Below are 12340 nucleotides of genomic sequence, written 5' to 3'. Positions count from 1 at the left end.
TCTTTCCATGAACAAGACATCGGGCCGCAACGTGGTCGTGGTCGGCACCCAGTGGGGCGACGAAGGCAAGGGCAAGCTGGTCGACTGGCTGACCGAGATGGCACAAGGCGTGGTCCGCTTCCAGGGCGGCCACAACGCCGGCCACACGCTGGTGATCAACGGCGTCAAGACGGCGCTCCACCTCATTCCCAGCGGCATCATGCGGCCGGGGGTCAGGTGCTACATCGGCAACGGCGTCGTGCTCTCGGCGGCCAAGCTGTTCGAGGAGATCGAAGGCCTGGAGAAAGCCGGCGTCGAGGTGCGGTCGCGCCTTCGCATCAGCGAAGCCTGTCCCCTGATCCTGCCGTTCCATGCTGCGCTGGACATCGCGCGCGAGGCGCTGCGCGAGAAGGGCGGCACCGAGAAGATCGGCACCACCGGCCGTGGCATCGGCCCCGCCTACGAGGACAAGATCGCACGCCGCGCGTTGCGCGTGCAGGACCTCAAGCACCCCGAGCGCTTCGCCGAGAAGCTCAAGGTCGTGCTCGAACTGCACAACCACGTGCTCACCACCTTCTTGCACGCACCGGCGGTCGACTACCAGCAGACGCTGGACGAGGCCCTGAAGCTGGGCGAGCAGCTGCGCCCGATGATGGCCGACGTCTCGCGCGAGCTGAACGAGGCGCATCGGCGCGGCGACAACCTGCTGTTCGAGGGCGCGCAAGGCACGCTGCTGGACGTCGACCACGGCACGTACCCGTACGTCACCTCGAGCAACTGCGTCGCCGGCAATGCCGCCGCAGGCGCGGGCGTGGGGCCGGGCATGCTGCACTACATCCTGGGCATCACGAAGGCCTATTGCACCCGCGTGGGCGGCGGCCCGTTCCCCACCGAGCTCGATTGGGCGACCCCCGGCACCGTGGGCTACCACCTGTCGACCGTCGGCGCCGAGAAGGGTGTCACCACCGGCCGGTCGCGTCGCTGCGGCTGGTTCGACGCCGCGCTGCTCAAGCGCAGTGCCCAGGTGAACGGCCTGACGGGCCTGTGCATCACCAAGCTGGACGTGCTGGACGGCATCGAGCAGCTGCAGCTGTGCACCGGCTACGAGCTCGATGGCGAAACCATCGACATCCTGCCGCTCGGGGCGGACGAGATTGCCCGCTGCAAGCCGATCTACGAGACGCTGGAAGGCTGGACCGAGAGCACGGTGGGCGTGACCGACTACGACCGGCTTCCGGTGAACGCGCGTCTGTACCTGCAGCGCATCGAGCATGTCACCGGCGTGCCCATCGATATCATCTCGACCAGCCCGGACCGCGACCACACGATCATGATGCGGCACCCCTATCTCGCTTGAGGGCACAGAGGAACACGACATGTTGACGGAAGACGGCAAGCATCTGTACGTGAGCTACGACGAGTACCACAACCTGATCGAGAAGCTCGCGATCAAGGTGCACCAGTCGGGATGGACCTTCGACACCATCCTGTGCCTGGCCCGGGGCGGCATGCGGCCGGGGGACATCCTCTCGCGCATCTTCGACAAGCCGCTGGCGATCATGTCCACCAGCTCGTATCGGGCCGAGGCGGGCACGGTGCAGGGCCACCTGGACATCGCGCGCTACATCACCACCCCCAAGGGCGAGATCGCGGGCAAGGTGCTCCTGGTCGACGACCTGGCGGACTCCGGCCACACGCTGCACAAGGTGGTGGACCTGCTGAAGAACAACTATCCCCCCATCACCGAACTGCGCAGCGCGGTGATTTGGACCAAGGGCCTGTCGACCTTCACGCCCGACTATTCGGTGGAGTTCCTGTCGACGAACCCCTGGATCCACCAGCCATTCGAGGGCTACGACAGCATGGGCCCGCAGAAGCTGCTGGAGAAGTGGAAGATCTGAGGCCCGGCCGGCGCGTGGTGGCCGGCTGATCGCCGCAAGCGCCGGGTCAGACCCGGGCGCGTCCGGGGGGCACGTTGGCCGGCCCCGGTTCGGCCCCGCGAGCAGGCGACGCCACCGGGTCGACCCGCTGGGCGATCACCGGATCGCTCACCCGGGTGCCGCGGCTGTCCAGGCGGCGCTCCAGCTCCGACAGGCGCGACGTCAGCAGGTGGTACATCTGCTCGAGCTGGTTGCGCAGCTCGCGCTGGTGCTGGGCCATCGTGCGTTCCAGCTCGGTGTTGACCACCGACTCGCGTTGCCGGCTCTCGCGCAGGTGGCTGTCCAGTACCTGGCGCAGGTCGGTGAAGCGGGAGGCCTCCGCCTTGTCGGCCAGGTCGCGCTGCGCCTGCAGTGCGCGCGCGTTCTGCCGCGATTCCACCAGGCTCTGGGTGCGCAGCGATGCGGCGCTCAGCGCAAACACGAGCAATGCAAGGCCGAGCAGGCTCAGCAGGATCAGGCCGAGCGGCGCCTCCTGCTGCACGATGCCGAAGTTCAGCAGCGAGGAGCGCGTGATCTCGCCCCAGTTCTGGGCGGCGAAGCCGGCCACGAGCAGGATGGCGAGCACCAGGAGGATGAAGCGGGCGCGCATGTGTGTGTTCTCCAGACGACAGGGAAGGCAAGGATTCTTGGAACCGCCCGGCCGGCCCTGGTGTCAGCCGCCGTCCCGAATCGCTGTGCGGACCGTGTGGCAAACTCGCGCGCTTCCCTGGGAGCCCAGCAGTACCGAATGAACAAGATCACGAGGCAGATCGCCGCCGAACTCCGGGTGGCCGACACGCAGGTGCAGACCGCGGTCGACCTGCTCGACGGCGGCGCCACCGTTCCCTTCATCGCCCGCTACCGCAAGGAGGCCACCGGCGGCCTCGACGACATCCAGCTGCGCGAACTGCAGGAGCGGCTGGGCTATTTGCGGGAGCTCGAGGAGCGGCGCACGGCGGTCATCCGCAGCGTGGAAGAGCAGGGCAAGCTGACGCCGCAGCTGCGCGCGGCGTTCGAAGCCGCGCCGACCAAGCAGGAACTCGAAGACCTGTACCTGCCCTACAAGCCCAAGCGACGCACCAAGGGCCAGATCGCGCGCGAAGCCGGCCTGGAGCCGCTGGCCGACCGCCTGTTCGCCGACCCTGGCCTCGACCCGGCCGCGCAGGCGCAGGCATTCGTGAAGACGGGGAAGGGCGAAGGCGGCGAGGACTTCACGTCAGTGCCCGCGGTCCTGGACGGCGTGCGCGACATCCTGTCCGAACGCTGGGCGGAGGAGCCGGCCCTCGTGCAGGCGCTGCGCGAGTGGCTCTGGACCGAGGGACTGTTCCGCAGCAAGCTGGCCACCGGCAAGGACGAGAACAATCCCGACGTCGCGAAGTTCCGCGACTACTTCGACTACGACGAGCCGATCGGCCGGGTGCCCTCGCACCGTGCGTTGGCGGTGTTCCGCGGCCGCCAGCTCGAGATCCTGGACGCCAAGCTCGCGCTTCCGGTCGAGCCGGAACCCGGCAAGCCCTCCATCGCCGAAGGCCGGATCGCGCTGCAGCTGGGCTGGAGCCACCAGGGCCGCCCGGCCGACGACCTGCTGCGCAAGTGCGTGGCCTGGACCTGGCGGGTGAAGCTGTCGCTCTCGCTCGAGCGCGACCTCTTCGCCCGCCTTCGCGAAGAGGCCGAGAAGGTTGCGATCAAGGTGTTCGCGGACAACCTGCGTGACCTCCTGCTGGCGGCACCGGCCGGTCCGCGTGTCGTGATGGGTCTCGATCCCGGCATCCGCACCGGCGTCAAGGTGGCGGTCGTCGATGCCACCGGCAAGCTGGTCGACACCGCGACCGTCTTTCCGCACGAGCCGCGGCGGGACTGGGATGGCTCGCTGCACGCGCTGGAGCGCCTGTGCAAGAAGCACGGCGTCAACCTGGTGGCGATCGGCAACGGCACCGCGAGCCGCGAAACCGACAAGCTGGCGGCCGACCTCGGCAAGCGCATCGAGGGCTTGCAGCGCGTGGTGGTCAGCGAGGCGGGCGCCTCGGTGTACTCCGCCAGCGAGTTCGCCTCGCAGGAGATGCCGGACGTGGACGTGAGCCTGCGCGGTGCGGCGAGCATCGCGCGCCGGCTGCAGGACCCCCTGGCCGAGCTGGTGAAGATCGATCCGAAGTCGATCGGCGTCGGCCAGTACCAGCATGACGTCAACCAGACCGAACTCGCCCGCACCCTGGACGCCGTGGTCGAAGACTGCGTGAACTCGGTGGGCGTGGACCTCAACACCGCCAGCGTTCCGCTGCTCACGCGGGTCTCGGGCCTGTCGGCGGCAGTGGCCAAGTCGGTGGTGCGCTGGCGCGAGTCGAACGGCGCGTTCCGCTCGCGCCGCCAGTTGCTGGAGGTCAGCGGCCTGGGTGCCAAGACCTTCGAGCAGAGCGCCGGCTTCCTGCGCATCCGCGGTGGCGAGAACCCGCTGGACATGACCGGCGTGCACCCGGAAACCTATCCCGTGGTGGAGAAGATGATGGCCGCCACGGGCAAGCCCGTCGGCGAGCTGATGGGCCGCGCCGAAATGCTCAAGACGCTCAAGCCCGAGCTGTTCGCCAACGAGCAGTTCGGCGTGATCACGGTCAGGGACATCCTGGGCGAGCTTGAGAAGCCCGGCCGCGACCCCCGCCCGGACTTCAAGGTTGCGCGCTTCAACGACGGCGTCGAGGACATCGCCGACCTGAAGGAAGGGATGGTCCTGGAGGGCACGGTGAGCAACGTGGCGCAGTTCGGCGCCTTCGTCGACCTGGGCGTGCACCAGGACGGGCTGGTGCACGTGAGCCAGCTGTCCAACCGCTTCGTCAACGATGCCCGCGAGGTCGTCAAGACTGGCGACATCGTCAAGGTGAAGGTGCTCGAGGTCGACGCCGCGCGCAAGCGCATCAGCCTGACGATGAAGCTCGACGCCAAAGGTGCGCCCCGCCGCGACGGCCCGCGCGACAACCGGTTCGAGGGCGCGGGCCGTGGCCAGCGTCCGGCGGGCAATCCGCAGTTGAACACCGCGATGGCGGGCGCCTTCGCGAAGCTCAGCCAGCTTCGCAAGTAGGTCCGCCCGAATGACCGGACACGCGCTGCGGATCTACGCCGGCCCCCGGGCCCGGCGGCACATCGACCAGCACGGCCTGCGTCCGCAGGACATCAGCGTGGTGCCGGGCGCGGCGGGCGGGCCGAAGGGCCTGGTCCTCGGGCCGCTGGACCGGTTCGTCTTCGGCCAGTGGCTGTCGCGGTCAGCGCAACCCGTGCACCTGGTGGGCGCCTCCATCGGAGCCTGGCGCATGGCCACGGCCTGCCTCGATGACGCGGTCGCGGCCTTCCAGCGTCTCGAGCGCGACTACATCGCGCAGGATTACGAACTGGAGCCGGGCCGCAGGACGCCGACCGCCCGGCACGTCAGCGAGCGGTTCGCGCAGAACCTCCAGTCGTTCTACGGCGGCCGGCTGGCCGAGGTGCTCGCGCACCCGCGCTACCGGCTCCACATCATCACCTCGCGCGGGCGGCACCTCCTGGGACGGGAGCATCGGGTGGCCACGCCGCTCGGCTACCTCGGCGCGTACTTGTGCAATGGCGTGCATCGGCGCGCCCTGGGCGCCTGGCTGGAACGGGTGGTGTTCTCGTCGGGGCCGCCCGCCGAGGCCCTGAGCCTGCCGTTCGACGACCGCGACTACCGCACGCGGCAGGTCCGACTGACCGAGGCCAACTTTCAGCCGGCACTGCAGGCCAGCTGCGCCATCCCGTTCGTGCTCCAGGCGATCCACGACATCCCCGGGGCGCCACGGGGCGCCTATTGGGACGGCGGCATCACGGACTACCACCTGCACCTGAACTACGCGGCGTCACACCCGCAGGGGCTGGTGCTCTACCCGCACTTCCAGAAGGCCGTGGTGCCGGGTTGGCTGGACAAGGCCTGGCGCTGGCGCCATGGTGCGACCGCTTTCCTGGACAACACCATCGTGCTTGCGCCCGATCCGCAGTGGATCGAGCGGCTTCCCAACGGCAAGTTGCCGGACCGCACCGACTTCGCCCGCTACGGCACCGACCTGGCCGCCCGCATGAAGGCCTGGCACGCGGCCACGGCCGCGAGCGCGCAGCTCGCCGAGGAATTCGCGCGGTGGCTGGAGCGCTGCGACCCGCACCGGGTCGAGGCGCTGTAGCCAGCGCAGGCCTCAGAGCGACGCGACCAGCATTCCTTCGTAGTCCTCGGCGGTGGCGAGCCGGGGATTGGTCTTGTGGCAGTGGTCGGCCAGGGCACCCTGGATGATCCGGCCGAACCAGTCGCGTTCCACGCCCAGTTCGGCCAGGCCGGTGGGCAGGCCCAGGCGCGCGTTCATGTCACGGATTGCCGCCGGGATGTCGTCGGCCGACTGCAGGCCCATCGCATGCGCCATGCGCTGCAGCCGTTGCTCCTTGCGTACCGACTCCGCCTCGGCGTTGAACTGCACGACCGCCGGCAGGAACATCGCATTGAGCGTGCCGTGGTGGAGCCGCGGATTCACGCCGCCCAGGCTGTGGCTGAGCGAATGCACGCAACCCAGTCCCTTCTGGAAGGCCATCGCGCCCTGCATCGACGCGCTCATGAGGTTGGAACGCGCCTCGCGGTCGCTGCCGTCGCGCGTGGCACGCTCGATGTGGGACCAGCCGCGCTCCAGACCGTCGAGCGCAATGCCGTCCGCAGGCGGGTTGAACGCGGCCGCCATGAAGGTTTCCATGCAGTGGGCGATGGCGTCCATGCCGGTGGCCGCCGTGAGCCGAGGGGGCAGTCCGAGCGTCAGTTCCGGGTCGCAGACCGCCGTCTTGGGCACCAGGTGCCAGGAATGGAAGCCGAGCTTGCGTCCGTCGTCCACGATGATGATCGCGCCGCGCGCCACCTCGCTGCCGGTGCCGCTCGTGGTGGGCACCGCGATCAGCGGCGCGGCCCGTTCGGAGATCCGCGGGGATCCGCCTTCGATGGTCGCGTAACGCGTGAGCGGTCCTTCGTGGGTGGCCGCGATGGCCACGCCCTTCGCGCAGTCGATCGCCGAGCCGCCGCCCACGGCGATCAGGCCGTCGCACCGCTGGTCCTGATAGGTCTTCACCGCGGCGCGGACAGCCGCTTCGGTCGGGTTCGAGGGCGTCTGGTCGAACACCGCGTGGGGCAGGTCTCCCAGTGCGTCCAGCGCCTTCTGCAGCACGCCCGCGGCCTTGACGCCGGCGTCGGTGACGATCAATGGCCGCGTGATGCCCACGCGGTCGCACTCCGAACGCAGCAGGCGGACCGCGCCGTACTCAAACTGGATCTGGGTGACGTAGTAGATGAGGCTCATGGCTGGGCGCGCTCGCTAAGATTCGCAGGACTGTAGCCCGAGGACCGCGCCCATGACACCGTGTTTCCACCGTTCCGCTGTCGCCTTCGCGAACGCGGGCCCGCACAGCCGGACGGATGGGTGCAAGGCGTGAGCATCCTGGCCGAGTATCCGGAGCTGACCCCCAGGATGCGCTCCGTGCTCGAGCGCATGGCGCGTGTGCGTCGCCAGCCGCTGCACCTGCAGTCGCCGCAGGAGGCGCGGGCGGCGTACGAGGCGTCGGCCGACGTCCTGGAGGTGCCCCGGCGGGCGCTGGCGCGTGTCGAGGACGTGGAAGTGCCGGCACGCGACGGCACGCGGTTGCCTGCGCGGGTGTACCAGGCCGACGGGCACAGCCGCGGCGTGCTCCTCTACTTCCATGGCGGCGGCTTTGCCGTGGGCAGCATCGCGACGCACGACGTGCTCTGCCGTGAGCTGGCCGCCCTGGGCAGATGCGCCGTGCTGTCGCTCGGCTACCGTCTCGCGCCCGAGCACCGTTTCCCGACGGCGGTCGACGACGCCTGGGACGCGCTGGTCTGGCTGGCCGGCCGCCGCACCGCGCTCGGCTGGGCGGACGCACCACTGGCGGTGGCGGGCGACAGCGCCGGCGGCACGTTGGCGGCCGTCTGCGCCTTGCTGGCGCGCGACGCGGGCCTGCCGCTCGCGCTGCAGCTGCTCTTCTACCCGGGCATGGCGGCGCGGCAGGTCAGCGCGTCGCACCGGCGCTACCGGCAGGGCCTGGTGCTGGAGCAGGCCCACATCGAATACTTCTTCGGACACTACATCGACGTCGACCAGCGCGAGGATTGGCGGTTCGCACCGCTGGAGGCGGGCGACGTCGACGGCGTCGCGCCGGCCTGGATCGGCCTGGCCGAATGCGATCCCGTGTTCGACGATGGCATCGCCTGGGCGGATCGCCTGCGCACAGCCGGCGTGCCGGTCGAGCTCGAGGTCTGGCGCGGCGTCACGCACGAGTTCATCAAGATGGGGCGCATCCTCCCCGAGGCCCGCCAGGCCCACGTGGCCGCCGGACAGGCCCTTGCCAACGCTTTCCTTGCACCATGACTCGCACCGACTTCCGCTTCTTCCACCGCCTGCGCGTCCGCTGGGCCGAGGTCGACATGCAAAAGATCGTCTTCAACGCCCATTACCTGATGTATTTCGACACGGCGGTGGCGGACTACTGGCGGGCGCTGGCGCTGCCCTACGAGGAGGCGATGCACCGGCTGGAAGGCGACCTGTACGTGAAGAAGGCAACGGTCGAGTTCCATGCCTCCGCCCGCATGGACGACCAGCTCGACATCGGCATGCGGTGCGCCCGCATCGGCAACTCCTCCATGCAGTTCCTGGGCGCGATCTTCCGCGGCGACCAGCTGCTCATCACGGGCGAGCTGGTCTATGTGTTCGCCGATCCGGCCACCCAGACGTCGCGCCCGGTGCCCGACGACTTGCGCCGCGTGCTCACCGGCTACGAGGCCGGCGAGGAGGTGGTGGGTGTGCGCACGGGGCCATGGACCGAGCTCGGCGCCGACGCCTCGGCGCTTCGCACCCGCGTGTTCGTCGAAGAGCAGGGCATTCCCGCGGACCTCGAGTGGGACGAGGCGGATGCCACCGCCGTCCATGCGGTGGCCACCAACCGGCTGGGGCAGCCGGTGGCCACCGCGCGGCTGCTGCAGGACGGGCCCGGCGTTGCCAAGATCGGCCGCATGGCGGTCCACCGCAACCTGCGCGGCGGCGGGCTGGGGCAGCAGGTGTTGCGGGCACTGGCGCAGCACGCCGCGGCGCGTGGTGACCGGCGCGTGGTCCTGCATGCGCAGCGCAGCGCCGAAGGGTTCTACCGCCGGCTCGGCTTCCAGCCGGAAGGCCAGCCGTTCGAGGAGGCCGGCATCCCGCACATCGCCATGGCCGCGCCGCTGCCGCTGCCCCGCGGCTGAGCGCCATGACCGGCGGTCGGCGCAGCAGGGCAGTTCCGCCAGCCGCCGCGGCCGCGCCGACCAGCGCCCCTGCTTCGACGCCATCGGCCGCGACGGGCAGCGCCCCCGGCGCGGCGGCGGCCCTGGGCCTTGCGCTGCTTCTCGTGCCCGCGGTCGGCGTGCCGCACGAGCTCCTGCTGCAGGACACGCTCAAGTCGATGCTGGTGGCCTTCGCGGTGCTCGGTGCGGCCGCGTGGTTCTTCTGGCGCGAGGCGGGTGCCGTGCGGCGCCTGCTCTGGCACGACGTGCTGTGGCTGCCGCTGCTGCTCACGGTGTGGGCCCTGGGCAGCATGGTCTGGTCGCATGCCTACCTCGGCGGCGTGGAGGCGGTGCGTTGGTTCCTCTTCGCGCTGCTGCTCTGGACCGGGCTGCAGGTGCTGCGCCGGGAGCGCCTGCCCGGGCTGGCGTTGGGCATCCAGGGCGGCGTGGTCCTCGCGGCGCTGTGGGCGGCATTGCAGTTCTGGGCGGACCTGCGGCTGTTCCCCCAGGGCCCGAACCCGGCCTCGACCTTCGCCAACCGCAACTTCTTCGCCGAATACGCCGTCACCGCGCTGCCGTTCCAGGTCCTGCTGCTCGCGTACGCGCGCCGCCCGGCGGCCGTCGTGGCCCAGTCGCTGGGCGTGGTGCTGGTGGTGGTGGCGATCTTCATGACGGGGACCCGCGCCGCCTTGGCCGCACTCTCGCTGCAGCTGCTGCTGGTGCTGCCGCTGGCGGCGTGGCGGCTGCGGACAGCGCCCGCGATGGTTCACTGGACCCGGCCTGCGGCGGCCCTGGCCGCTGCAGTGCTGGTCGTTGGCGCGCTCGGCCTTGGCTCCATTCCCAGTGGCAACCCGCGGATCCTGGCGGAGAACAACGGAGTGACGGCCCTCGAGCGGGCCATGCGGCGCGGCTCCTCGATCGGCGTGTCGGACCCGTCGATCGGCCTGCGCTTGCAGCTCTGGCAGGCGACGCTGCGGATGATCGCCGACCACCCGCTGGCCGGCGTCGGCGCCGGCGCCTGGGAAGTGCAGGTGCCGAACTACCACGCCGACGACGTCCAGCTGGAGCTCGACCAGTTCGCGCACAACGAGCCGCTGCAGCTTCTCGCCGAGAACGGGCTGGTGGGCGCTGCGTTCCTGCTGGGCCTGCTCGCCTACCTGCTGCGGGCGGCGTGGACGACCTGGAGGCTTCCAGCCAGCGCCTCGGACGAAGGGCCCTGGCGCGTGGCGGCGCTGTCCAGCCTGCTCGCCTTGCTCGTGGTGAGCAACGCCGGATTCCCCTGGCATCTGGCGGGTACCGGCGCGCTGTTCGCGGTCGGCCTGGCGGTGCTCGCGGCGTCGGACGCGCGGCTGGGGCGGGGCGCTGTCGCAGGTGCGGGAACCTTCCCATGGCATCCGGCATGGCGCGCTCCTGCGCTGGCGCTCATCGCGGGGTGGGCGGCACTGGCGGGCTTCATCAGCCTGCAGGCCACCCAGGGCGAGCGCAAGATCGTGCGGGCCACCCAGCTCGCCCTGGCCATCAGCGCCGCCGGCGACTGGAATGCCCCCCGCTGGCGGCCGGCCAGGGACGAGGTCGTGCGACTCACCCGCGAGGCGATCGCCATCCACCCCGATGACCGCAGGATCGCGCCCGCGGTCGCGGACGAACTCGCCCGATGGGGCGACTGGCGCAACGCCACCTGGGTCTGGGAGTCCGTGCTGCGGTCGCGCCCCTTCGTCGTCGCGATCCTCACGAACGCGGGACGCGGGCACGTCGTCCTGGGGGACACCGAGGGCGCACGTCGACTGCTGGAGCGGGCGAGAGCGGTCGCCCCGGAGGCGCCCTCCGTGCTGTCGCTCGAAGCGTTGCTGCTGTCCCGCGCAGACCAGCACGAGGCGGCCGCGCGGCTGGCCCGGCGGGCGCTGGCCCAGGGCCGCTACGACGAACTGCTGCTCGACATCGCCTTCACCAGCGGATGGCGGCTGGACGACGCCGACCTGGTGGAACGGGCCGCGGCCTTGCGCGTGCGTGCGTTTCCGGCGAGCCGAGGTGAACAGCTCGTCCAGCTCGGCCGCTTCCGATGGGAGCGAGGTGACCGGGTTGGCGCCGGCGACGCGTGGGCGCAGGCCGTCGCGCAGGTCGCCCCGGAACGCCGGACCGACCTGCTGGACCGGCTGCCGCCCGAAGCCCGGCCTCGCCTGACGCGCTGATCAGATGTCCGCGAGCAGCGGGTAGGGCAGCGGCTGGAGGGCCAACACGGGGCCGTCCGGCGACCCGGCGGACAGGCGCCCGGCGTCCGCGGCGCTGGTCTGCATGGACACGATGGCATCCCAACCGCCATCCGGCGCGGGAGCCGCCTGGGCCACCAGGCCACAGGGCTGGCTGGCATCCGAGTCGTGGAAGACGTCCTGGCCGGCCCGCAGCGAGCCTTCGGCGTGCACCAGGAAGGCCCGGCGCTTCAGCGTCCCGCGGAACTGGCTGCGTGCGACCACCTCCTGCCCGGGATAGCAGCCCTTCTTGAAGTTCACGCCGCCCACGGACTCGTAATTGAGCATCTGCGGCACGAATGCTTCGACGACGGGCGCGGTGAGCATGGCGATGCCGCTGCGCACCTCTCCCCATTGCCAGTGCTCGGCCGGCAGCTCGGGGCCCGCAGGCGCCACTTGCCCCGCAGGCGCGACCCACAGCGCTCTCGGCTGGCCGTCCGCCGGATGGAGCCGGACCGCGTGCGCCTCGCCCTGGTCCTGCTTGCCCCAGACGGCCAGACCCCCGGCAGCAGCTTCTGCCGCGGCGCCTGCCAGGCCATGGACGGTGAACGCGGCGCTCGCGTCGGACAGCTTCACCTTGGCCCGCAGCACGAACATGGACAGGCGCTTGAGGGTCGGTGCGAGCAGGTCCTGTGAGGTGACCAGGAGAATGTCCTGCGGCGCGTGCTGGAATCCGACGAAGCTGGCCAGCATCCGTCCCTTCGCGTTGCAGAAAGCCGCCAGCCGTGCCTCGTCGGGGCGCAGCAGCGCGAAGTCCTGGGTGAGCTGGTTGTGCAGGAAGCGGGCCGCTTCCTCGCCCTGCGCGCGGATGACGCCGAGGTGGGGCAGGGCGCCCACGCCTTCGAGGGAGTTCGACATCGCTCCATTATCATGGCCGTTCCTTAGCTGCTTGTGGTCCAGGG

10 protein-coding genes are annotated in these 12340 nt (G+C 70.5%); 7 read left to right on the top strand and 3 right to left on the bottom strand.

Features of this window, described 5'->3' with window-relative positions; translation table 11 throughout:
* The first annotated feature begins 7 nt into the window (after positions 1-7).
* Both VFE82_RS09220 and VFE82_RS09215 read left to right on the top strand, forming a co-directional pair.
* A complete protein-coding gene (locus VFE82_RS09220; protein ID WP_325000005.1) occupies positions 8-1336 on the top strand; it encodes an adenylosuccinate synthase in 1329 nt (442 codons plus the stop codon).
* Between the two features lie 19 nt (positions 1337-1355).
* The gene (locus VFE82_RS09215) at positions 1356-1880 is read left to right on the top strand and encodes a phosphoribosyltransferase (protein WP_325000004.1); all 525 of its coding nucleotides are present in this window, start codon (positions 1356-1358) and stop codon (positions 1878-1880) included.
* 46 nt (positions 1881-1926) lie between these two features.
* Here VFE82_RS09215 and VFE82_RS09210 read toward each other — a convergent pair whose 3' ends face one another.
* Positions 1927-2508 (bottom strand): hypothetical protein, encoded by a 582-nt coding sequence (locus tag VFE82_RS09210; protein WP_325000003.1) that lies wholly within the window; start codon positions 2506-2508, stop codon positions 1927-1929.
* A gap of 138 nt (positions 2509-2646) precedes the next feature.
* Here VFE82_RS09210 and VFE82_RS09205 point away from each other — a divergent pair, with 138 nt between their 5' ends.
* Positions 2647-4968, top strand: a complete 2322-nt coding sequence (locus tag VFE82_RS09205) for a Tex family protein (RefSeq protein WP_325000002.1) — start codon at positions 2647-2649, stop codon at positions 4966-4968.
* 10 nt (positions 4969-4978) lie between these two features.
* On the top strand, positions 4979-6073 hold the full coding sequence (locus VFE82_RS09200; RefSeq protein ID WP_325000001.1) for a phospholipase: 1095 nt from the start codon (positions 4979-4981) through the stop codon (positions 6071-6073).
* A gap of 12 nt (positions 6074-6085) precedes the next feature.
* On the opposite strand, the gene VFE82_RS09195 is transcribed toward VFE82_RS09200, so the two are convergent.
* Positions 6086-7222 carry an iron-containing alcohol dehydrogenase gene (locus tag VFE82_RS09195; RefSeq protein WP_325000000.1) on the bottom strand — a complete coding sequence of 379 codons (1137 nt, stop codon included), beginning with the start codon at positions 7220-7222 and terminating at the stop codon, positions 6086-6088.
* A 168-nt stretch (positions 7223-7390) separates the two neighbouring features.
* On the opposite strand from VFE82_RS09195, the gene VFE82_RS09190 reads away from it, so the two are divergent.
* From VFE82_RS09190 to VFE82_RS09180, 3 genes are all read left to right on the top strand, one after another.
* Entirely contained in the window at positions 7391-8305 is a 915-nt protein-coding gene (locus tag VFE82_RS09190) for an alpha/beta hydrolase (RefSeq protein WP_325000079.1), read from the top strand.
* Entirely contained in the window at positions 8302-9174 is an 873-nt protein-coding gene (locus VFE82_RS09185; protein WP_324999999.1) for a YbgC/FadM family acyl-CoA thioesterase, read from the top strand. The genes VFE82_RS09190 and VFE82_RS09185 overlap by 4 nt, the downstream gene beginning before the upstream one ends.
* Before the next feature lie 143 nt (positions 9175-9317).
* Positions 9318-11381 carry an O-antigen ligase family protein gene (locus VFE82_RS09180; RefSeq protein WP_324999998.1) on the top strand — a complete coding sequence of 688 codons (2064 nt, stop codon included), beginning with the start codon at positions 9318-9320 and terminating at the stop codon, positions 11379-11381.
* On the opposite strand, the gene VFE82_RS09175 is transcribed toward VFE82_RS09180, so the two are convergent.
* Positions 11382-12296, bottom strand: coding sequence for a folate-binding protein (locus VFE82_RS09175; RefSeq protein ID WP_324999997.1), 915 nt, complete (start codon positions 12294-12296; stop codon positions 11382-11384).
* Positions 12297-12340 lie beyond the last annotated feature (44 nt).

It is taken from the genome of Ramlibacter sp., assembly GCF_035655895.1.
Lineage (GTDB): Bacteria > Pseudomonadota > Gammaproteobacteria > Burkholderiales > Burkholderiaceae_C > Ramlibacter.
This window is presented reverse-complemented; position numbering and strand designations above follow the sequence as displayed.